Annotated in this window: 20 protein-coding genes; 14 read left to right on the forward strand and 6 right to left on the reverse strand. The window is 59.4% G+C overall.

All coding sequences use genetic code 11. The annotated features are described in order from the left end of the window. Window positions 1-51 precede the first annotated feature (51 nt). A complete protein-coding gene (locus JJQ51_RS32370) occupies window positions 52-519 on the forward strand; it encodes a molybdenum cofactor biosynthesis protein MoaE (RefSeq protein WP_113329138.1) in 468 nt (155 codons plus the stop codon). Between the two features lie 3 nt (window positions 520-522). On the opposite strand, the gene JJQ51_RS32375 is transcribed toward JJQ51_RS32370, so the two are convergent. After that, a complete protein-coding gene (locus JJQ51_RS32375) occupies window positions 523-1,419 on the reverse strand; it encodes a branched-chain amino acid ABC transporter permease (protein WP_152096029.1) in 897 nt (298 codons plus the stop codon). Between the two features lie 67 nt (window positions 1,420-1,486). Here JJQ51_RS32375 and JJQ51_RS32380 point away from each other — a divergent pair, with 67 nt between their 5' ends. Further along, on the forward strand, window positions 1,487-2,035 hold the full coding sequence (locus tag JJQ51_RS32380; protein WP_113329066.1) for a CGNR zinc finger domain-containing protein: 549 nt from the start codon (window positions 1,487-1,489) through the stop codon (window positions 2,033-2,035). Further along, window positions 2,032-2,553 carry a hypothetical protein gene (locus tag JJQ51_RS32385; RefSeq protein WP_113329067.1) on the forward strand — a complete coding sequence of 174 codons (522 nt, stop codon included), beginning with the start codon at window positions 2,032-2,034 and terminating at the stop codon, window positions 2,551-2,553. Before JJQ51_RS32380 ends, JJQ51_RS32385 begins: the two co-directional genes overlap by 4 nt. A 358-nt stretch (window positions 2,554-2,911) precedes the next feature. Here JJQ51_RS32385 and ndk read toward each other — a convergent pair whose 3' ends face one another. Next, on the reverse strand, window positions 2,912-3,334 hold the full coding sequence (gene ndk, locus JJQ51_RS32390) for a nucleoside-diphosphate kinase (protein ID WP_069616210.1): 423 nt from the start codon (window positions 3,332-3,334) through the stop codon (window positions 2,912-2,914). Window positions 3,335-3,526: 192 nt separating this feature from the next. Between ndk and JJQ51_RS32395 the strand changes: the two genes are divergently transcribed. The 6 genes from JJQ51_RS32395 (at window position 3,527) to JJQ51_RS32420 (ending at window position 11,060) form a co-directional block, all read left to right on the forward strand. After that, window positions 3,527-4,036: a DinB family protein gene (locus JJQ51_RS32395; protein ID WP_113351710.1), complete on the forward strand. Its 510-nt coding sequence runs from the start codon at window positions 3,527-3,529 to the stop codon at window positions 4,034-4,036. Between the two features lie 157 nt (window positions 4,037-4,193). Continuing rightward, window positions 4,194-4,694: a hypothetical protein gene (locus JJQ51_RS32400; RefSeq protein ID WP_113351709.1), complete on the forward strand. Its 501-nt coding sequence runs from the start codon at window positions 4,194-4,196 to the stop codon at window positions 4,692-4,694. Between the two features lie 49 nt (window positions 4,695-4,743). Then, the gene (locus JJQ51_RS32405; RefSeq protein ID WP_269245842.1) at window positions 4,744-6,633 is read left to right on the forward strand and encodes an ABC-F family ATP-binding cassette domain-containing protein; all 1,890 of its coding nucleotides are present in this window, start codon (window positions 4,744-4,746) and stop codon (window positions 6,631-6,633) included. 104 nt (window positions 6,634-6,737) lie between these two features. Further along, entirely contained in the window at window positions 6,738-7,631 is an 894-nt protein-coding gene (locus JJQ51_RS32410) for a polysaccharide deacetylase family protein (RefSeq protein WP_113329071.1), read from the forward strand. A gap of 116 nt (window positions 7,632-7,747) precedes the next feature. Then, on the forward strand, window positions 7,748-9,808 hold the full coding sequence (locus JJQ51_RS32415; protein ID WP_269245843.1) for a prolyl oligopeptidase family serine peptidase: 2,061 nt from the start codon (window positions 7,748-7,750) through the stop codon (window positions 9,806-9,808). 142 nt (window positions 9,809-9,950) lie between these two features. Beyond that, a complete protein-coding gene (locus JJQ51_RS32420) occupies window positions 9,951-11,060 on the forward strand; it encodes a TRAP transporter substrate-binding protein (protein ID WP_069616205.1) in 1,110 nt (369 codons plus the stop codon). A 95-nt stretch (window positions 11,061-11,155) separates the two neighbouring features. Here the strand turns inward: JJQ51_RS32420 and JJQ51_RS32425 are convergent, their stop codons facing one another. Together JJQ51_RS32425 and JJQ51_RS32430 are read right to left on the reverse strand one after the other, a co-directional pair. Then, window positions 11,156-12,916, reverse strand: a complete 1,761-nt coding sequence (locus tag JJQ51_RS32425) for a TRAP transporter large permease (RefSeq protein ID WP_113351707.1) — start codon at window positions 12,914-12,916, stop codon at window positions 11,156-11,158. Further along, window positions 12,916-13,491, reverse strand: coding sequence for a TRAP transporter small permease subunit (locus tag JJQ51_RS32430; protein WP_113352018.1), 576 nt, complete (start codon window positions 13,489-13,491; stop codon window positions 12,916-12,918). Before JJQ51_RS32430 ends, JJQ51_RS32425 begins: the two co-directional genes overlap by 1 nt. A 204-nt stretch (window positions 13,492-13,695) precedes the next feature. On the opposite strand from JJQ51_RS32430, the gene JJQ51_RS32435 reads away from it, so the two are divergent. Next, window positions 13,696-14,619, forward strand: a complete 924-nt coding sequence (locus JJQ51_RS32435) for a Gfo/Idh/MocA family protein (RefSeq protein ID WP_113351706.1) — start codon at window positions 13,696-13,698, stop codon at window positions 14,617-14,619. A 75-nt stretch (window positions 14,620-14,694) separates the two neighbouring features. Further along, window positions 14,695-15,240, forward strand: coding sequence for a GrpB family protein (locus tag JJQ51_RS32440; RefSeq protein ID WP_113351705.1), 546 nt, complete (start codon window positions 14,695-14,697; stop codon window positions 15,238-15,240). 21 nt (window positions 15,241-15,261) lie between these two features. On the opposite strand, the gene JJQ51_RS32445 is transcribed toward JJQ51_RS32440, so the two are convergent. Then, window positions 15,262-15,711: a DNA polymerase III subunit chi gene (locus tag JJQ51_RS32445; protein WP_095434413.1), complete on the reverse strand. Its 450-nt coding sequence runs from the start codon at window positions 15,709-15,711 to the stop codon at window positions 15,262-15,264. A gap of 133 nt (window positions 15,712-15,844) precedes the next feature. Continuing rightward, a complete protein-coding gene (locus tag JJQ51_RS32450; RefSeq protein WP_113351704.1) occupies window positions 15,845-17,341 on the reverse strand; it encodes a leucyl aminopeptidase in 1,497 nt (498 codons plus the stop codon). 202 nt (window positions 17,342-17,543) lie between these two features. Between JJQ51_RS32450 and JJQ51_RS32455 the strand changes: the two genes are divergently transcribed. The 3 genes from JJQ51_RS32455 (at window position 17,544) to lptG (ending at window position 20,689) form a co-directional block, all read left to right on the forward strand. Beyond that, window positions 17,544-18,326, forward strand: coding sequence for a phosphatase PAP2 family protein (locus JJQ51_RS32455; RefSeq protein ID WP_113351703.1), 783 nt, complete (start codon window positions 17,544-17,546; stop codon window positions 18,324-18,326). A gap of 102 nt (window positions 18,327-18,428) precedes the next feature. Then, entirely contained in the window at window positions 18,429-19,607 is a 1,179-nt protein-coding gene (gene lptF, locus JJQ51_RS32460) for an LPS export ABC transporter permease LptF (RefSeq protein WP_113329079.1), read from the forward strand. Beyond that, window positions 19,604-20,689, forward strand: a complete 1,086-nt coding sequence (gene lptG / locus JJQ51_RS32465; RefSeq protein WP_113329080.1) for an LPS export ABC transporter permease LptG — start codon at window positions 19,604-19,606, stop codon at window positions 20,687-20,689. The genes lptF and lptG overlap by 4 nt, the downstream gene beginning before the upstream one ends. Window positions 20,690-20,813 lie beyond the last annotated feature (124 nt).

The following is a 20,813-nucleotide window of genomic DNA, read 5'->3' on the forward strand; positions in this document are numbered from 1 at the left end:
AGGGTCGGGAGGCACCTCAGCATGTTTGCGAAGCCGATCAAGGAAATTGCGATGATTTCACCATTCGTCAAAGTCCAGCGCGAGGATTTCGATCTCCAGGCGGAGATCGATCGGCTAGCCGCCGGGCGGCGCGATATCGGCGCTGTCGTGACCTTCTCGGGCCTCTGCCGTGACGAAGGGGGCGCGCTCGGTGCCCTCGAACTCGAACATTATCCCGGCATGGCGGAAGCGGAGATCACCCGCATCGCCAGACTAGCCATCGAGCGTTTCGAGCTTCTCGGCCTGACCGCCATCCATCGCTTTGGCAAGATCGCGCCCGGCGAGAACATCGTGCTCGTCATTGCCGCGGCACCGCATCGGCAGGCCGCCTTCGACGGCGCCAATTTCGTCATGGATTTTCTGAAGACCTCTGCTCCCTTCTGGAAGAAGGAGCACGGCAAGGATGGTACCGAAGGCGGCTGGGTTTCGGCCAAGGATGCCGACGATGCCGCGCGGGCAAAGTGGGCCGGCAACACGTAAGCTTCAAGGCACCACTCTTTCGCGCCGGCTCATAACCAGCAGCAGGACGAGCAGCGAGAAGATGACGAAGTCGCGCCACAGGAACGGACCGTAGGCACCCCACATCGTCTCCGTCAAGCCAAGGAGCGCTGCCCCGCCCGCTGACTTCAGCGGATCGGAATAGCCGCCGACGGCCGCGATCATCAGCACCTTAAGCCCGAACATCAGCCCCGCCCCGAAATCCATCGTTCCATAGTAGGAAGTAGCCAGCAGGCCGCAGATGGTTGCGACGAAGGCTGACGCGACATAGGCAAGCAGGAAGACGCGGTTGGCACTGGCGCCGCAGAGCTCGGCAGCAAGGGAATCGTCCGTCACCGCCCGCCAGATACGCCCCCAGCCGGTGCATCTCAGCACATAGGCGCCCGCGAGGATGACAAGGATCATCAGGGCCGTATTGAGCAGCTGGATTTCCGTCAGCGTCACGCGGAAATCGCCGCTATCCCAGAAGACGACAGCATCGTTCAGGAAGGGTGGCAGCCAGATGCCACGCGTATTCGAGGCAAGCCGCGCCGTTTCCATCAGGATGATCATCATGCCGAGTGCCGCGACGATGACCGTATTCGGTGACTTGCGCGACAGCGGCAGCATGATTGCACGGCCGACGAGGAAGCTGGTGCCGATCGTGTAGCCGACGGCGACGACGGCACCGAAGGCAAAGGCGGCCGGCAGAACCAGATACATCTTGGTGTAGCCGACATCGGTAAAGAGCACGAGCATCTGGCCGGCAAAGGCGAACAGCGCGCCATAGGTGATATCGGCCCGCTTCATGACCCCGAAGGCAATGGAATAGCCGAAGGCCAGCGTCGCATACAGTGCAGCGAGCGGAACGGCATTCGCCAGTTGCTGCAGAAGATAAGCCATTCCATCTCTCCGAAAAACGAGTAAATAGTAACTGGCAAAATGAATTTTACCAGTTATAATTTTCGCCATGAGTTTTTCCTGGACCCCACATCGCTTCTCCGGTGGCGCGCTCGCGCTCGATGTCGCCAACAGCGTAATCCTGCGCCATGACGACGGGCGTCGGATCGACCGCTTCGAGGCAGTGGGACAGATGGATAGCTTCCCGAAGGCAGCTGCGAATTTCTGCGCGGAGCGGGCGCTCTTCGGCGATATCCTGCCGGTAAAGCGGGAAAACCGCGCCGATTTCATTGCCCTCCGCGAGTTGATCGACCGCTATTTCCGGGCACGCATTCTTGGCGAGGCTGCCGATCCGCTGCTTGCGGATCTGCTTGCGGCATTGGCGCAAGTTCTGAAACGAGCCTCATCCGGTGGGCTCGATGCCGCGACGGTGCATTCGACGCTGCGCCTCATCGCCATGCCCGATCCCGAACGAATGAAAATATGCCGCAACTGCGGCTGGCTCTTCATCGACCGTAGCAAGAACAAAAGCCGCGCCTGGTGCGACATGGCGGTTTGCGGCAACCGAGCCAAGGCTAGCCGGCACTACCGGCGCAAGAAGGAGGAGACTGCGCCATGAGATTGCGAAGGATCATGCTGACAATGATGAGCGCCGGGATCATCGCCGGCCTGGCGCTGGCCAGTTGCCAGAGGAAAGACGACGAAGGCCCGACCCAGCTCACCGGCCGCCTTTTCGTCTTCAACTATCGCGTGGCGAGCGCAAGCTACATGATCACGCTCAAGAAGATCGCCCCGATCCCGGAGGGAACAAAGGCGATCGCGGAATTCGAAAATCCCGCGGGCGGCAACCCACTCGTCGTCACCCAGAAGATCTATACATTCTGGGACAAGATCACGCTGGAAAGCCCGGACCTGCACTGCGTGCGCAAGGACCGCCCCTATGCCGTCTCGATCAAGCTGGTGGATGCCAGCGACAAGACGATCCAGACGATCAAGACCGAAGTCAAATCCGATCTCGACCAGACCGTGCTGCCGACGAAACCGCTGGTCGTCGGCCCGGTCTATACCGCCAATCCGGATGTCTTCAAGGGCGATGGCAGCGCCGATTACGGGAAGGATATGGCCTGCCCGGCTTGAGAGGCAGCAGCGGCGTAGTCTCCTCTTCCCACTCGCGGTAGGACAATCACATATGGGGTGATCAGCGCCGGAAATCCCTTCTCCCCTCTGGGAGAAGGTGGCCCGAAGGGTCGGATGAGGGGGTTACGATTTGAATTCATGAATTTTGGTGGTCTTGGCGGGCACCCCCTCATCCGCCTTGCGGCACCTTCTCCCCAAGGGGAGAAGGAGGACGGCGGCGATTTCAGTTCATATGCGATACCCCCTGCCGCCCACGGGGAGAGGGAGTCTAATTTGCCTGCATGAAAAAAGCCGGGATCGAAATCCCGGCTTTCATAAGTCATTTCAAATCGTTCAGCGCTTTCGCTGAAAGGCCGATTCAGCCGACGATTTCAGTTTCGGAGAACCAGTAGGCGATTTCGACGGCAGCCGTTTCCGGAGCGTCCGAGCCGTGAACGGAGTTTTCGCCGATCGAAAGGGCGAAGGTCTTGCGGATCGTGCCTTCGGCAGCGTTGGCCGGGTTGGTCGCGCCCATGATTTCGCGGTTCTTCAGGATGGCGTTTTCGCCTTCCAGAACCTGAACGACGGTCGGGCCGGAGGTCATGCCTTCAACGAGTTCGCCGAAGAACGGACGTTCCTTGTGAACGGCGTAGAAGCCTTCAGCTTCGCGCTTGCTCATCCAGACGCGCTTGGAGGCGATGACGCGCAGGCCATTGTCTTCAAAAACCTTGGTGATGGCGCCGGTCAGGTTGCGCTTCGTCGCATCCGGCTTGATCATCGAGAAAGTACGTTCAATCGCCATGGGTCCATTCCTTGTAATCAGAGAAAAGTGGGCGGTCTTTACCTGCCCCAAGGCCCGAAAACAAGGGGGATCGGCCAATTTCACGCCGCTGTCACAGTCCGAGCAGCTGATTCGCGATCTGCTGGGTGGCGAAGCGGCTGTCCGCCACCAAACTTCGCGATAAAATCACCACCACTATAAGAGGAGACGCATATGCTCAAACATTTCAAGATGCTTGCCGACTATAATCGCTGGGCCAATGTCCAGGTCTACAATGCCGCAGCAGACCTCAGCGACGCCGAATTTCACGAAGACCGCGGCGCCTTCTTCGGCTCGCTCCACGGAACGCTCAATCATCTGCTGATAGCGGACCGGCTGTGGATGCACCGTTTCAACGGCACTGGCGGCGTACCTGCGTCACTCGATACCGTCCTACATGACACCCTTGAAGGCCTTTACAGCTTACGGGAGGCGGAAGATCGAAATATCATTACTTGGTTGGAAACGCTCGATGCCGATGCACTTGCCTCCGACATCACCTATACCTCGATCCTGCGCCCGGGCGCCATCACCGTTCCCCTCCATGCGGCGGTATCCCATATGTTCAACCATCACACCCATCACCGCGGCCAGTGCCACACTATCCTCACATCCATGGGCAAGCCGTCACTGGTGCTGGACCTCCTGCATTTTCTGCGCAGCGAAGGACAGCACTGGATGTAGCCAAGGGGAGAACCGTCGTTTCCCATCTTCGCCCAGACGTTGATCACATGCCTCATTTTGTTGCGCTGCGGCGAGGATCGGCCGTCTTGTTCATGTTCCCTTAACCTGCCGACCTGCAGATTGATAAGATATATCAGCTCACGGTCCAAAGGCAGGCATGAAGAACTCGCAGACAAGCGTTTCGGCATATTCCATCGATGACGATGAAACGGAAACCGAGCTTGAGGTTATCGGCCGCTTCATGACGCGGCTGAAGGTGAAAAACCTGCCGCGCAACTATCAGCTCTTCTATGAAGCGCTCTATGGCCAGGACCGCTGTCTTGCCGAAGAGATCGAGGCGCTTGGCCCCCTTCCCCCGCAAAGCGGGCTCGACGAGATTGGCCTGAAGCATCGCCTTGTCAGCCATTGCGGGCTGGTGGCGCGCAAATCCGAGAGCGACGCGGCCGAGATGCTGCGCGAAGTCGCCGATCAGCTCGCCAAGGGGCTGATGAAAAAGCAGCATTTTGCCCGCGAGATCGACACGACTCCGCATGCCAATGCTGCACTCGACAGCCTCAATGCCTCGCTCAGCAATCTCATGCTCTATGAAACGGAGCTGACCGAGCGGCTGCGTAACTGCGCCAATCTCTCGAAATCCTCGCAGAAGGCCGGCGCCTAAGCGCCGTCCCGCTCTTGCCTTCAGCGTCGAGTTCGGCCAAAACCGCGCCATGATTTCGATTTCAGACCTTTCCGCCCGCATTGCCGGCCGCCTTCTCATCGACTATGCCAGCGTGACGCTTCCGGCGGGCACGAAGGCTGGCCTCGTCGGCAAGAACGGTGCTGGCAAATCCACGCTGTTCAGGATCATCACCGGCGATCTCGCTGCCGAGAGCGGCTCGGTCTCGATCCCCCGCAATGCCCGCATCGGCCAGGTGGCGCAGGAGGCACCCGGCACCGAGGAGCCTTTGATCGATATCGTCCTGGCAGCCGACAAGGAACGCTCCGCATTGCTTGCGGAAGCCGAGACCGCAACCGATCCGCACCGCATCGCCGATATCCAGACGCGGCTTGCCGATATCGATGCGCATTCGGCTGAAGCGCGCGCCGCCAGTATCCTTGCCGGCCTCGGCTTCGACCATGAGGCGCAGAAGCGCCCCGCCTCCTCCTTCTCCGGTGGCTGGCGCATGCGCGTTGCGCTCGCGGCCGTCTTGTTTTCCGAGCCGGATCTGTTGCTGCTCGACGAACCGACGAACTATCTCGACCTTGAAGGCACGCTCTGGCTGGAGGACTACATCCGCCGCTATCCGCACACGGTCATCATCATTTCGCACGACCGCGATCTGCTGAACACGGCCGTTAATTCCATCGTGCATCTCGACCAGAAGAAGCTCACCTTCTATCGCGGCTCCTACGATCAGTTCGAGCGGCAGAAGGCTGAGGCCGACGAGTTGCAGATGAAGGCGAAGGCGAAGAACGATGCAGCCCGCAAGCACCTGCAGAGCTTCATCGACCGCTTCAAGGCCAAGGCCTCGAAGGCGCGGCAGGCGCAATCGCGCATCAAGGCACTGGAGCGCATGGGCACCGTCGCCGCCGTCATCGAAGACCATGTGATGGGCTTCAGCTTTCCGGAACCCGAAAAGCAGCCCGCCTCGCCGATCATCGCAATCAGCAGCGGTGCCGTCGGCTATGAGCCGGGCAAGCCGATCCTGAAACGGCTGAACCTGCGCATCGATGCCGACGACCGCATCGCGCTGCTCGGCTCCAACGGCAACGGCAAATCGACCTTCGCGAAGTTCATTTCCGGGCGGCTGGGCGCAGAAAGCGGCGAAGTCAGGCTCGCACCGAACCTGAAGATCGGCTTCTTCGCCCAACACCAGCTCGACGATCTCATCCCCAACCAGACGGCCGTCGAGCATGTCCGCCGCCGCATGCCCGAAACGCCGGAAGCGAAGGTGCGCGCCCGCGTCGCGCAGATGGGGCTTGCGACGGAGAAGATGGACACGCAGGTCAAGGATCTCTCCGGCGGCGAGAAGGCACGGCTTCTCATGGGCCTTGCCGCCTTCGACGCACCGAACCTGCTGATCCTCGACGAACCGACGAACCATCTCGATATCGACAGCCGCAACGCGCTGATCCAGGCGCTGAACGATTATTCCGGCGCCGTCATCCTGATCTCGCACGACCGTCACCTGATCGAAGCCACCGTCGATCGGCTGTGGCTGGTGCGCGACGGCACCGTCTCGACCTTCGACGGCGATCTTGAAGAATACCGCAGCCTCGTTGTTGCCAGCCCGAAAGCCAAGGACGACAAGGCCAAGGCAAATACCAGCGACGATTCCGTTTCCAAAGCGGATCAGCGCAAGCTTAATGCCGATCGGCGCGCCTCGCTGGCGCCGCTCAAGAAGAAGATCAATGAAATCGAATCCTTGACCGGCAAGCTTGAGAAACTGATTCAGGCTCTTGACGCAGAACTTGCGGACCCCGCCCTCTATGAGAAGGCACCGGCCAAGGCTGCGGAAAAGGCAAAACAGCGTGCCGATGCGGCAGAAAAGCTCGCGGCGGCCGAGGAGCAGTGGCTGGAACTTTCATCGGAATATGAGAGCGGCATGGCCAGCTGAAGCTGACCGCTTGTTAAGGAATTCGCGGCCGCTCCTAACCGATCATTAACCATAACTGCAGAATATGCGCTCAACTTTCATAGACATAGTGTTGAGCGATTCTGATGAACTACCGTGTGTTGCTGGCTGGCCTCGCCGTGTCCCTGGCTCTCGGAGGATGTGCCACGAAACCAGGCAATGAAGCGTCGCTCAAGAGCAGCTATGCCGCCGAAGAGCCGCGTCACAAGCCGCTGAAGGCCAACGATCCCATCGAGATGGAGCCGAAGAAATGGCTCGTCGCCGATCTCGAAACAAGGAGTGACCTGGCGGGCATGAATGGCCCGCACAATCTCGCCGGCCGGACGCTGGAGGTCTCGTCGCTCAAAGATATCAGGCTCGCCGACAAGGAGGTCATCCTGACCTTCGATGACGGCCCGGCTCCCGGCAAGACGGAGCGCATTCTCGCCACGCTCGACAAATTCGGCGTCAAGGCCGCCTTCATGATGGTCGGCGAAATGGCGCAGGCACATCCGGCGACGGCACGCGAGGTGCTTGCGCATGGCGATGCGATCGGCAGCCACACCTTCCGCCATCCGGATCTCGACAAGATGACCTTCGACGCGGCGATGACCGAGATCGCCCGCGGCAAGGATGCCGTCACCAAGGCGATCGGCACGGACGTTCCCTTCTTCCGCTTCCCCTATCTTGCCGACTCCAAACGCCTGCGCACGGCGATTGCCGCTCGCGACATGATCGTCATGGATGTCGATATCGACAGCAAGGATTACTTCACTTCGACCCCAGCCTCAGTGGTCGATCGCACCATGAAGCAGCTCCATCAGCGCGGCCGCGGCATCGTTCTGATGCACGACATCCACCAGCGCACGGTTAGGATGCTGCCCGTTCTCCTCAGCCGACTGGAGAATGAGGGCTACAAGGTCGTCACGCTGAAATACAAGCGCGAACCGGCCCCGGCGAGCAATATGGTCGCACAGGCCGACACAAAGATGGTCCGCTAAGGCGGGTCGACACCGAAAAATCTATGACCGATACGGGCGCGGAAGCATGGTTGCTTCAGCGCCCGTATTTTGGTTTGCTGAGGGCGACCACCACCAACAATGGAATGGCGAGCCCCATGCACCTTCACCTTGAACGCGACGACGACCCACAAACTCTGCAGTTCGTTGCAGAGAAGGATACCGAATCCGAGCGGCTGCTAATGACGCCGGAATTCGAGGCGGATCGCAACGCGATCAAGGAGATGATCGAACGCGAGGATCGGCTGATCGCCACGACCCGGCGCGGCAGCTGGCTGTTCGATTTTCATCGCAGCGCCGATCATCCGCTCGGTTGCTGGTATCGGCTGCCGGCCGATCTTACCCCTCTACCCGACGCTCCCTGGGAACCAATCTTCGATCTCGACGCCTTCTGCGCCGAGGAGGGCAGAAAATGGCTCTGGCGCGGTGCGCTCACCTGCCCCTGGGAGCCGACGCGCGTGCTGCTTTGCCTTTCCGATGGCGGCTCCGATCCCATTCGGATGCTCGAATTCGATTGCGAGACGAAGAGCATCGTCGAAGGCGGCTTCGACACGCCGGCCGTGCGCAGTCACGCGACCTGGCTCAGCCGCGACGAAATCGCCTATTTCGGCTCCATCGACCGCGAATCCTCGACGCGTTCCGGTTGGCCGCGTGTCGGCCGCCGCCTGAGGCGTGGTCAGGTGCCGTCCGATGCACCGGCACTCTATGCCGCCGATGACAGCGACATCTATGGCTCCTGTTCGGTCTTCGATCCGCAACTCGCCGGTCTGGCGACGGGAGATGCGGCTAGGCCGATCCGTATTTTTAGCGCAGGTCACGAAATCGGCAGCGCCAGCCATTTCATCGAGGATGGGGACGGTTCGCTGCGGCGGATCGACCTGCCGAAGGATGCCGAGTTCGGGTTCAACCACTCCCATCTGATCTGGCTTGCCAAGACAGACGAACGGATCCCGGCCGGCAGCCTGGCCCTGCAACCCCTGCCTCGCGAGCCCGGCAAGACCGGTATCGATGCAAGACGCATCCTGTTTTCGCCCAATGACCGACAATCGGTTTCGCAATTCCTTTTGATGCGCGAATGGTGCGTCTTCATCGTCTCGAACAATATGCAACCGCATCTCTTCGTTCTCGACCTGACGAGCGCCGATGCCGAAATCCGCGAAATCGCACTGCCTGATGATGTTCAGACGGTGTCGGTCGCCCCGCTCTATTCCGATCTGCATCTCGGTGACGACACGCTGCAGGTCTATGGCGCGGGCTTTCTGCAGCCGCCCTCCTCCTACCGGCTGGATCTTGGCGATCGCAAGGCCCCGCTTGAACTCAAGCACATTGCCAGTTCGCCGACCTATTTCGACAGCGAAGGCATGACGTCCCTCCTGCTGGAAGCTACCTCCGAGGACGGGACGAAGGTGCCCTATCATATCGTACTGCCGAAGGCCTGGACCAAGGGCGAACTGCCGGTGCTGCAATATGGCTACGGCGGCTTCGACGTCCCGCTCGGCCCCTATTATTCCGGGGTCATCGGCCGCTGGCTGGAACAGGGTAACGCCTTTGTGACGGCCTATATTCGCGGCGGAGGCGAATTCGGGCCGAACTGGCACCGCGCCGCCAAAGGCCATGGCCGCCACAGGGCATTCGCGGACTTTGCCGCCGTCGCCCGCGACCTCGTCGCCCGCGGCTATACCAAGCCATCGCGCATAGCCGGCAATGGCGGCAGCAATGGAGGTTTGCTGACTGGCGTCATGGCGACACGCTATCCGCAGGATTTCGGCGCGATCTGGTGCCAGGTGCCTGTTCTGGATATGACCCGCTTCCATGTCTTCCCGGCCGGAAAAGCCTGGATCGACGAATATGGCGATCCCGACAATCCGGCTGATCGCGATTACCTGCTGAGCTATTCGCCGCTGCACAATGTCAAGCCTACCTCCGAGATCACGTATCCGTCGATCTACATCGAAAGCTCGAGCAATGACGACCGGGTTCATCCTTCGCATGCCCGGCGCTTCGCCGCCCAGCTGGAAGCGCTCGGCCATCATCCGCTGTTCCACGAATTCGGCTCGGGTGGCCATGGCGGCGACGGCGCATCAATCGAGCTCGCGACGCGCACGGCTCTGGGCTACAGTTTTTTGCGGGAGACGATCGTGAAGGGCAAAAGCCTTTAGATCACGCTTACGGCTCGCAGCAAAAATCAATGGTTGCACCAGCTTCCGATACGCTTGAAACGCGCCGAGCGGCATGATTAGCTGCGGCCGTGATCACGAAGAGCGGGCGAGTCCGCCCGCTCGTATCCGGGGGGAGTAATAGATGGATCGTCGTTCATTTCTGCGGAAAGCCGGCGTCGCCGGCGCCGGGTCGGTGGCAGCGGCTGCAACACTTGCAGCACCGGCCATTGCGCAGAGCAATCCGAAAATCAACTGGCGCCTGACGTCATCGTTTCCGAAGTCGCTCGATACGATCTATGGTGGCGGTGAAGTGCTGTCGAAGTATGTTTCCGAGGCTACCGACGGCAATTTCAACATCCAGGTGTTTGCAGCCGGCGAAATCGTGCCTGGCCTGCAGGCTGCAGACGCAACTTCGGCCGGAACCGTCGAGGCCTGTCATTCGGTCGCCTATTATTATTGGGGCAAAGATCCGGTCTGGGCATTGGGAGCTGCCGTTCCTTTCGCGCTCAATGCCCGTGGCATGAATGCCTGGCAATATCACGGCGGCGGCATCGATCTCTTCAATGAATTCCTGGCGACGCAGGGGCTGATCGGCTTCCCGGCCGGCAATACCGGCGTGCAGATGGGCGGCTGGTTCCGCAAGGAAATCAACACCGTTGCCGATCTCAAGGGTCTGAAGATGCGTATCGGCGGCTTTGCCGGCAAGGTGGTCGAACGCCTCGGCGTCGTGCCCCAGCAGCTCGCCGGCGGAGATATCTACCCAGCGCTCGAGAAAGGCACGATCGATGCGGCCGAATGGGTCGGCCCCTATGACGACGAGAAGCTCGGCTTCTACAAGGTAGCACCCTATTACTATTATCCCGGCTGGTGGGAAGGCGGCCCGACCGTGCATGTCATGTTCAACAAGGCGGCCTATGAAGGCCTCCCGAAGGCTTATCAATCGCTGCTGCGCACAGCCGCGCAGGCGACCGACGCCAACATGCTGCAGAAATACGACTACCTAAACCCCGCCGCCATCAAGCGGGTCGTCGCCGAAGGGGCGAAGCTCAGGCCTTTCAGCACCGAAATCTTGAATGCCTGCTTCGACAAGGCCAACGAGGTCTATGCCGAAATGGAAGCCAACAACCCGACCTTCAAAAAGATCTGGGAATCGATCAAGGGCTTCCGCGGCCAGCATTATCTCTACACTCAGGTCGCCGAATACAGCTACGACGTCTACATGATGACGCTGCAGCGCTCAGGGAAGATTTGAGCAACCGGTAGGTCCAAAAGAGAAAACCCCGGAGCGATGCTCCGGGGTTTTTCGTTGCGTCAGATCGACAAGCAGGCCGATGCAGACCGTATGTCTCAATTAAAAGACGGCGGCTGGCTGAGATCGTTGGCCGGCGGGTTTGACGCGCCGCCGCCCTTATCGGCTGGCTTGCTGTCAAGCGGATTGCCCCCTGGAAGCTGCAGTCCCGGCAGGCCATTGCCATTGTCCTGGCCGGGTGCACCGAAGCCCGGGACTTCAATCTTGATCGTGTTGGGATCGATACCAGTGCCGGCTCCTTTATAGTGCATGACCATCTGCGGGAACATGATGGTCAGCGCCACCATCAGGACCTGGATGCCTACGAAAGGCACGGAGCCCCAATAGATCTGCCCGGTCGTGACAGGCGCGATCTGCTTGCCGGTCACCCTGTCGAGATAGGGCACGCGCGCGGCCACCGAGCGGAGATAGAACAGCGCGAAGCCGAAGGGCGGATGCATGAAGCTCGTCTGCATGTTGACGCCGAGCAGCACGCCAAACCAGATGAGATCGATGCCGAGCTTTTCGGCAGCAGGTGCCAACAACGGTACGATGATGAAGGCAAGCTCGAAGAAATCGAGAAAGAAGGCCAGCACGAAGACAAGGATGTTGACGGCAATCAGGAAGCCGACCTCCCCGCCGGGCAGCGATACCAGCAGATGCTCGACCCAGACATGGCCATTGACGCCATAGAAGGTCAGCGAAAAGACGCGCGAGCCGATGAGGATGAACAGCACGAAGGCCGAAAGCCGGGTGGTCGAGGTCAGTGCCGAACGGATGACCTCCATGTTCAGCCGGCCTTTCGCAGCGGCCATTATGAGCGCGCCCACTGCCCCCATTGCGCCGCCTTCCGTCGGCGTCGCGATGCCGAGAAAGATCGTGCCAAGCACGAGGAAGATCAGCGCCAGCGGTGGAATGAGGACGATGATGACCTGCTGGGCCAGCCGCGACATCACGTTGAGCTTCATCCCCTTATCGAGCACGGCGATCGCGTAGATGAAGGCGACGCCAACCGTTGCACCGAGAATATCGGCGTTTTCGCCATAGGCGGGCGTCAGGTAAACGTGTGCGGCATAGGCCACGCCTGCGCATATCAACAATGCGATCAGCAGGGACGTGACGCCGGAGCCAAGCGAGCGAGCCTCCTTCGGCAATGCCGGCATGGAGTTCGGCTTCACGATCGACATGATCAATACATAGAGCATGTAGAGACCGGTCAGCACCAGGCCGGGAATCAGGGCGCCGGCATACATGTCACCGACCGAACGGCCGAGCTGGTCGGCAAGCACGATCAGGACGAGCGACGGCGGAATGATCTGCGCCAGCGTGCCGGAAGCGGCGATGACGCCGGAGGCGACCCGCCGGTCATAGCCATAGCGCAACATGATCGGTAGCGAGATCAGACCCATGGCAATGACCGAAGCGGCAACGACACCGGTGGTGGCCGCCAGCAGCGCTCCGACGAAAATCACCGCATAGGCAAGCCCCCCGCGGATCGGCCCGAACAGCTGGCCGATCGTGTCGAGCAGGTCTTCGGCCATGCCGGATCGCTCCAGCACGATGCCCATGAAGGTGAAGAACGGGATCGCCAGCAGCGTGTCGTTCGACATCACCCCCCAGAATCGATCCGGCAACGCGTTGAGAAGCGGCCATGAGAGATTGATGGTGCCGCCCGAATAGGGTGCGAGCTCGACACCGATCCAGAAGAACAGCAGTCCGTTCGCAGCAAGCGCGAAGGCGACAGGATAGCCCAGAAGCAGGAAAATAATCAGCGAGGCGAACATGATCGGCGCCATGTTCACGGCAATGAATTCGATCATCAGCGCGCCTCCCCGGCCGGGGTTTCGACATCGAGCGGCGCATGCGTCGGCACATAGGGGGTCGGATCATCCATATCGCCGCGCATGACGGCGATCTTCTTGATGATTTCGGAGATCCCCTGCAGCGCCAGCAGAAAGAAGCCCGCCAGCAACAAGGCCTTGCCCGGCCAGATGATCAGGCCGCCGGCACTCGAGGAAACTTCCCCTGATAGGAAGGAGGTGCGGACATAGGGCACGAGATCGTAGACCATCAGCAGCACGAAAGGCATCAGGAACAGGCAGTGGCCGATGAGATCGATCCAGTGCTGCACCCGGCGCGACAGGGAGCCGTAGACGATGTCGATACGGATATGTTCGTTCTGCCGGAGGGTATAGGCGGCTGCAAGCATGAAGGCTGCGCCGAACAGATACCATTGCGCTTCCAGCCAGGCATTGGACGATGTGTTGAAGACCTTGCGAACAACGGCATTTCCGGCGCTGACCAAGACAGCGACCAGAATAAGCCATGAGACTGATTTTCCGACGATCTCAGTCACATAGTCGACGATTCGGCTGAAGCCGAGCAATGTTTTCATGATTCCCCCCCGCAGCGATTCTTCCCGGATCTTTTGGCTGCGCAGAGGAAGAGTGCCGATTTCAGGCTGTGAATCAAGAGCCGGCACCCGTTTTCCAAGCATCAAGATTGGACCTGACGGCTGCATTTGCGATTTGCCGCCCTTGCCCGCATGCGGCATTCTGATAAAGATCGCATCAATAATCATACTAATCGAGAGACACCCATGTCCCCCATCAACCTCGCTATCGTCGGTGTCGGCAAAATCGTCCGCGACCAGCATCTTCCGTCCATCGCGAACAATGCGGATTTCAAACTGATCGCTACGGCAAGCCGTCATGGCACTGTCGAAGGGATCCCGGCCTTCACGACCATCGAAACCATGCTCGATGCCGTACCGGAGATCGACGCCGTTTCTCTCTGCATGCCGCCGCAATACCGCTATGAAGCCGCATACAAGGCGCTTTCGGCCGGCAAGCATGTTTTCCTGGAGAAGCCGCCGGGCGCGACGCTCAGCGAAGTGGCCGATCTCGAGAACCTCGCTAAGGTCAAGGGCGTATCTCTCTTTGCTAGCTGGCATTCGCGCTATGCGCCGGCCGTGGAGGCTGCAAAGAGCTTCCTCGCCAGCACCAATATCCGCAGCGCTCATGTGATCTGGAAGGAAGATGTCCGTCACTGGCATCCGAACCAGGAATGGATCTGGCAGGCTGGCGGGCTCGGCGTCTTCGATCCCGGCATCAATGCGCTGTCGATCGTCACCCACATTCTGCCGCCACTCTTCCTGACCGGCGCGACGCTCGAATTCCCGGAAAACCGTGATTCGCCGATCGCGGCCGATCTGCGCTTCAAGAGCGGAACCGGCCTTCCCGTCCACGCCGAATTCGACTGGCGCCAGACCGGCAAGCAGAGCTGGGATATCGTCGCCGAAACGGACGCCGGCCAGATGCTTCTTGCCGAAGGCGGTTCCAAGCTTTCCGTCAATGGCGAGCTGAAATTCTCGGCGCCCGAGGCAGAATATCCCTCGCTCTATCGCCGCTTTGCCGAGATCGTCAAAGCCGGCATCTCGGATGTCGACGTTTCGCCGCTGCGCCACGTCGCCGATGCCTTCATGCTCGGCAAGCGCAAATTCGTTGAAGCATTTTACGATTGATGAGGCTTTCCCGGTAAAGACAATGCCGCCCGCGGCGTGCTAGCGTGGCGCATCGTCTTCACTGGAGAGATGCCTATGGCATCGGAGCATGAACAATCTTTTGGCCTCGGCGTCGGCAACAAGTCCGTCAAGCTCGCCGACCCGAACCAGAGCTGGCACGAAGCCTATTTGCTGGAGGAAGCTGCCATTCGCAAGGCTCTCGGCGACCTTGCCGTCGATGTCCAGCATTTCGGCAGCACGTCGATCCCAACGATAAAAGCCAAGCCGATCATCGATATTGCCGTCGGCGTGCGGCGCTTCGAGGATGGGCTTGCCTGTGTCGAGCCCATGGCCTCCATCGGCTACGTCTATGCCGGCAGCAATATCGTCCCGGACGACCATATTTTCGGCCGAGACATAGAAGGGGATACCCGCACGCATCTCGTGCATGTGGTCGAATATAATGGCCCGACCTGGCGCAACTTCCTCATCTTTCGCGACCGGTTGCGCAGAGAACCGGATCTGGCGCATGCCTACGAAGCGCTGAAGATCGAGCTTGCGGCAAAATATGCCAATGATCGCGCATCCTATACGGCAGCGAAGAAGGATTTCATTCAGAAGATCCTGTCGGAAGGCGCGTAGCTCTTCACGAGGGGAAAAAGGTCAGGCCTTCTTCTCCCACCGGCCGTCCTGCGTCTGCTGCCAATAGGTGAGGTTATGCCCCTCGCCTTTCAGGCGTTTCCATTGGGCCCGCGCGCTTTCCAACTGTTCCTGATCGTAGCCGTCGAACATCAGCACGACGCGCTGATAGGCTCCGACATCCGTCACCTCAGCGCCGTCGATGAAGAAACGTACGGTGGCATCATTTATATTATCAGGCGAAATCGTCAGCAGCACGGGCTGGCGGCTTGCCATTTCGTCTTCATCGGTGCCGTGCGGAAGAAAGCTATCCTCGCGATAGGTCCAGAGATGGCTATCAAGGAGATCGCGTCGGGCCGGCTCGCGCATCTGCACGGCGACCTGCCAGCCGCGTTCGACACTCTTGTCGATCAGCGGCGGCAGGGCGTCTTCAAGCTTCGATTCCGTCAGATGATAGAAGAGAACGTCGGTCATGACGCCTCTTCTAAAGCAATTCCAGGAAAAGTGCGAAGCGGTTTTCCGTTCGGAATTGCGTCGGAAAAAAGGATAGAGCGTTTTCGCGATTCGAAGAAAAGCGGAAAGGCTCTATCTTACAAAATCCGGCTGGTCACGATTCGTAATTGGAACGGACCAGTTCATCGAGCAGGCGCACGCCAAAGCCCGAACCCCAGGACTGATTGATCTCGTCCTGAACCGAGCCCATCGCCGTGCCGGCAATATCGAGATGCGCCCAGGGCGTGTCGCCGACGAAGCGCTTGAGAAACTGGGCAGCGGTGATCGAACCCGCATGGCGTCCGCCGGTATTCTTCATATCGGCGAATTTGCTGTCGATCATCTTGTCATAGTCCTTGCCGAGCGGCATGCGCCAAAGGCGCTCGTCGGTCACAAGTCCCGCCGCCGTCAGCTCGCCCGCCAGCTTGTCGTCATTGCAAAATAGGCCGGCCTGCAGATTGCCGAGCGCGACAAGGATCGCACCGGTCAAGGTCGCCAGGTTGATCATGAACTGCGGCTTGAAACGGTCGTTCGTGTACCAGAGCGCATCGCAGAGAACGAGCCGCCCCTCGGCATCCGTGTTGATGATCTCGATCGTCTGGCCGGACATGGAGGTGACGATATCGCCCGGGCGCTGTGCATTGCCATCGGGCATGTTTTCCACAAGACCGATGACGCCGATGGCGTTGACCTTGGCTTCGCGTGCAGCAAGCGTATGCATGAGGCCGGTAACGGCCGCAGCCCCTCCCATGTCCCCCTTCATCTCCTCCATGCCGGCAGCCGGCTTGATGGAGATACCGCCGGTGTCGAAGACGACGCCCTTGCCGATGAAGGCAACCGGCTTGTCTTTCGCCTTGCCGCCCTTCCATTGCATGACCACCAGCCGCGGCGGCCGGGCCGACCCTTGCGCGACGCCCAGCAGGGCCGCCATGCCGAGCCGGCGCATCTCACGCTCCGTCAAGATTTCGATCTCGACGCCAAGCTTCTCCAATTCCTTGGCCTTGGCCGCAAACTCGACGGGACCGAGAACATTCGGCGGCTCGTTGACGAGATCACGCGCGAGAATCACGCCGCCGGCTACGGCTTCGGAGGTCGCATAGAGCTTCTTGGCCGCAGCCGCTTCCTGGGTAACGATCGTCACCTTCACCGCCTTGCGGGAGGCCCCCTTCTCGTCCTCATCGCCCTTCTTCGTCTTGTAGCTATCGAAGCTGTAGGCACGCAGAAGCATGCCCAGGGCAAAATCGGCCGCTTCCTTTGGTCCGACTTCGACGCTGGGTGCATCGAGGAAAATCGCGACCTTCTCCGTGTTGCGGATTTTTGCAGCGGCGGTGCCGCCAAGCTTCAGCCAGTCGTGCGCGGTCAGGTCCTTGGCCTTGCCGGCACCGATGACGATGATCCGGTCGACGGGCGAGGCCTCGGGCGCGATGATATCCAGACTGCTCAACGCCTTGCTCTTGAAGCCGAATACCGGCGCCGCCTTGGCGAAAACATTCGCCGGATCGGCGCTTTCGGCACCAGCCGGCAGCGCACTGTCCGTTCCTTTCAGGAGAATAGCCAGACCGCCGCTGAGACGAGCTGACTTGGCGAAGGAAATCTCGAATTTCACAGACATTTCTGCTCCGATAATATGCGTCGTAGTGAGAGAACTTTGCACAACCATCATTCAAGGTCTGGCTAAGGAATACAAGCGTTTGGCAAAGCATTCCTTATATATGGCTGTTGGCGGCTTCAAATCCCTGTCATTTAGCGAGGCTAGACTATACGCGATGGTGTTTTAGCCGCCTCGGCGGCACAATTCTTGTCGGAAAGCCGCCTTGATCATAGATTTCAACAGCCTCAATCGCGAAGATCGCTTTCCAGAGATTCTACGGCCGCGCACGGCAGGTGATGCCTTCATCGCTCTCTTCTGTCTCTGGTGGGCTTTGCTGGGACTGTTTTCACTTTTCCCACAAATCGATCTCGGCGTCGCGACCATGTTCTTCCAACCGCAGCAATGCCTCGGAAGCACCAAGCCCGATCAGATCTGCGGCATTTTCCCTTATAGCGGCGATCAGCACATGCGCCTGCTGAGGGAAATATTCTTTCAGCTACCCTACGTCGTCGCCTTCGTGCTGCTCTGGATGCTTCTCAGGTGCTGGCAGGATCACGGCGCAACCTTCAACGCGCTGAGAGCCCGCAATCTCAAGGTTGCGCTCGGCTCCCTGCTCCTGGGGCCGGTGCTGATCGTCAATCTGTGGCTGAAAGCCTTCTCCGGGCGCCCGCGCCCACGACAGACCGATCTCTTCGGCGGCACGCTCGACTTCGTGCATGCCGGATCCTTCGCCGGCAAATGTGTCAGCAACTGTTCCTTCATCTCGGGCGAAGCGGCAGCGGCAGGCTGGCTGTTCTGTCTGATCCTCATCATTCCGCAGCCGTTCCGATCGGCGGCCGCCCTGCCGATCGCGGCAGTTTCGCTGCTGATTCCGGCACTTAGAATAGCCTTTGGCGGACACTATCTTTCCGATGCCGTCCTCGGCTGGCTTTCCTCGCTTGTCATATTCGCCGCGCTGCTCGCTTTATCCGAAACGACACACGACAGAAGAATCTCGGAAAATTAACGAATTTTTTTCGAGTTGGTTGTCGCCAAAAAAACGTAAACAGCGTAGAGGAGGGTGAATCTCTGTCGGCTCGTTCGGCAGCTGTTGCGTTTAAGGGCCGGCATGAAGTTATTCGAGACATATATCGTACGGCGTGTCGGTATGATGTTCCTGGTAGCGCTGCTGCCAGTGCTCGCCATTATTTGGACCACCCAGGTCCTGCAACGCATCAATCTCGTGACCGATAGCGGCCAGTCGATGGGCTCGTTTGCGAAGCTCGCGACACTCATTCTGCCGACGATCATCCCGATCGTTCTGCCTTTCGCATTGGTCATCGGCATCACGCAGACCTTGACGGCGATGAACAGCGATTCCGAGCTGACCGTCATGGAAGCTGCCGGCGCGAAGCGCAGCATCATCATCCGCCCGATCATGATTCTCGCCATTGCGATTAGCGTCTTCTCCTTTTTCGTGGACAATGTCGTCGAGCCGAGAGCGCGTGTCGCCGCCCGCCAGATGGTGGCCGAAGCCTATGCTGATCTTCTGTCCACCGTGATCGAAGAGAAGAACTTCCGGCGCATCGAGGATGGGCTCTATGTGCAGATCTCGCAGCGCCTTTCGGGACGAATCCTGAAGGGGCTGTTCGTCGTCGATTCCCGCGACCCAGCCTTTGACCTCATCTATTATGCCAAGGAAGGCGCCGTCGATCCGAGCGGTACGTCGCTGCTGATGAAGGATGGCGAGGTGCACCGCAAAACGCCCGATGGCAGCGTCTCGGTCATCAAGTTCGATTCCTACTCCTTCGACTTGTCGGATATGACGCAAAGCCGCGGCCAGGCAAATGCGCGTGCCAGCGACCGCAGCCTCGGCTTCCTGTTCAATCCGGATACGAACGATCCGGACTACAAGCAAAGACCTGGCGATTACCGCGCGGAATTGCATCGCCGCCTCAACGACTGGGCGCTGCCGGCAATCTTTGCGCTGATATCGCTTGTTATTGCCGGTGATGCGCGATCACATCGCGAGGCGCGGCTACATCCGATGGTATCGGCGCTGACTCTATCCTTCGCGTTGCGCTGGGCGGATTTCTACGCTGCCAACCAGATCGACCATTCAGCCAAATTCATCGGCGTTCTCTACGCAATCAATATCATCGCGGCGCTTATCGCGATCATCCTCTTGCTGCGGAACCGGAAGATGACGATGCCCGTCTCGATCCGCAACCGCCTCAGCAACTGGCGGCAAAGAGTTCAGGACCGCATGCCGACCGCACCAGGCAGCTCGAACGGGGGCGGTGCATGATTTTCGGCACGCTCGGGCGCTACTTCTTCACGCGTTACATCGTGACGACGTTCTGGTTCTTCCTCGGCGTCCTCTCGATCGTTTATCTCGTCGATTTCAGCGAGACCGCTGGGCGGCTTGCCGGCCTGCCCGGATATACCGTCTCCATCGGCTTGCTGATGACGGCGGTCAGACTGCCATTCATCCTGCAGCAGACGGTGCCGTTCATCGCGCTCTTCGTGGGCATGACGGTACTGATCGCCCTCAATCGCCGCCGCGAGCTGGTTATCGCACGCGCTGCCGGCATTTCCGTCTGGCAGTTCATGACGCCCTTTCTGATGGGGGCTTTCTGCGTCGGGCTTCTGACCATGCTTGCCCTCAATCCAGTAGCAGCATGGGGCCAGCGACATGCCGAAGCGATCGAAGCCGATCTGCGCGGCGACCCGTCCTATCGCAATACACTTTCGATTCCGTGGCTGCGCCAGTCCAACGGAAAAGACGACACGATCATTGGTGCAAAGGCCATTCTGAATAACGGAACGACCCTGACGGGCGTCGTGTTTATCCACTTCGATTCACAGGGAAATATCGTCCTGCGACAGGATGCGGACTCGGCAAAGTTGGAAGATGGTTACTGGCTTCTTAACAATGTTGTCGAACGGCGGCCGGGCGAAATTCCGGATCACAAAAATTCGATACAGGTCCGTACGAATCTGAAACAGGATTTCGTCTCGCAACGTTTGGCGCAACCGGAAACCATTGCTTTTTATGATCTTTCTAATCGAATAAAGGTCGCACGCTCCTTCGGCATCTCGACCAACGCACTTGAGACACAGTTTCATTCGCTGCTGTCACAGCCATTCCTTCTCGTGGCAATGACTCTGATTGCGGCAACCGTGTCCCTAAAATTCAGTAGATTCAATCAATCGCGCTCTGTGATTCTGGGTGGAATCCTCTCCGGCTTCGTGCTTTATGTTGTCACCGTGCTTGTAAAGGCATTCGGGAGCAGCGGAGTGGTTCCTCCCTACGTGGCGGCATGGATACCCGTGATCGTCGCATTGGCATTCGGGGCAACGATCCTGCTTCATCAGGAGGACGGCTAAGTGGCGGCAGGCAACCGCAAGAGTATCAGAAAGTATGTGGCTGCCCTCGTTACGGGCACGGCCGCGTGTGCATATATTTTGAGTCCGGTCGTCGCTTACGCCCAGGCCAATAATAATAATGCCA

This window comes from Rhizobium sp. AG207R (assembly GCF_027109195.1).
In the GTDB taxonomy this organism is placed as follows: domain Bacteria; phylum Pseudomonadota; class Alphaproteobacteria; order Rhizobiales; family Rhizobiaceae; genus Rhizobium; species Rhizobium dioscoreae.

Bases quoted from the DNA above. Each gene is read 5' to 3' on its own strand.
- lptG (WP_113329080.1), top strand. From the start codon at position 19,604: ATGATTTTCGGCACGCTCGGGCGCTACTTCTTCACGCGTTACATCGTG.
- JJQ51_RS32445 (WP_095434413.1), bottom strand. From the start codon at position 15,711: ATGACCGACGTTCTCTTCTATCATCTGACGGAATCGAAGCTTGAAGAC.
- JJQ51_RS32430 (WP_113352018.1), bottom strand. From the start codon at position 13,491: ATGAAAACATTGCTCGGCTTCAGCCGAATCGTCGACTATGTGACTGAG.
- JJQ51_RS32395 (WP_113351710.1), top strand. From the start codon at position 3,527: ATGCTCAAACATTTCAAGATGCTTGCCGACTATAATCGCTGGGCCAAT.
- JJQ51_RS32380 (WP_113329066.1), top strand. From the start codon at position 1,487: ATGAGTTTTTCCTGGACCCCACATCGCTTCTCCGGTGGCGCGCTCGCG.
- JJQ51_RS32375 (WP_152096029.1), bottom strand. From the start codon at position 1,419: ATGGCTTATCTTCTGCAGCAACTGGCGAATGCCGTTCCGCTCGCTGCA.
- JJQ51_RS32450 (WP_113351704.1), bottom strand. From the start codon at position 17,341: ATGTCTGTGAAATTCGAGATTTCCTTCGCCAAGTCAGCTCGTCTCAGC.
- JJQ51_RS32425 (WP_113351707.1), bottom strand. From the start codon at position 12,916: ATGATCGAATTCATTGCCGTGAACATGGCGCCGATCATGTTCGCCTCG.
- JJQ51_RS32370 (WP_113329138.1), top strand. From the start codon at position 52: ATGATTTCACCATTCGTCAAAGTCCAGCGCGAGGATTTCGATCTCCAG.
- ndk (WP_069616210.1), bottom strand. From the start codon at position 3,334: ATGGCGATTGAACGTACTTTCTCGATGATCAAGCCGGATGCGACGAAG.
- JJQ51_RS32415 (WP_269245843.1), top strand. From the start codon at position 7,748: ATGCACCTTCACCTTGAACGCGACGACGACCCACAAACTCTGCAGTTC.
- JJQ51_RS32385 (WP_113329067.1), top strand. From the start codon at position 2,032: ATGAGATTGCGAAGGATCATGCTGACAATGATGAGCGCCGGGATCATC.
- JJQ51_RS32400 (WP_113351709.1), top strand. From the start codon at position 4,194: ATGAAGAACTCGCAGACAAGCGTTTCGGCATATTCCATCGATGACGAT.
- JJQ51_RS32420 (WP_069616205.1), top strand. From the start codon at position 9,951: ATGGATCGTCGTTCATTTCTGCGGAAAGCCGGCGTCGCCGGCGCCGGG.
- JJQ51_RS32410 (WP_113329071.1), top strand. From the start codon at position 6,738: ATGAACTACCGTGTGTTGCTGGCTGGCCTCGCCGTGTCCCTGGCTCTC.
- JJQ51_RS32405 (WP_269245842.1), top strand. From the start codon at position 4,744: ATGATTTCGATTTCAGACCTTTCCGCCCGCATTGCCGGCCGCCTTCTC.
- JJQ51_RS32440 (WP_113351705.1), top strand. From the start codon at position 14,695: ATGGCATCGGAGCATGAACAATCTTTTGGCCTCGGCGTCGGCAACAAG.
- JJQ51_RS32435 (WP_113351706.1), top strand. From the start codon at position 13,696: ATGTCCCCCATCAACCTCGCTATCGTCGGTGTCGGCAAAATCGTCCGC.
- lptF (WP_113329079.1), top strand. From the start codon at position 18,429: ATGAAGTTATTCGAGACATATATCGTACGGCGTGTCGGTATGATGTTC.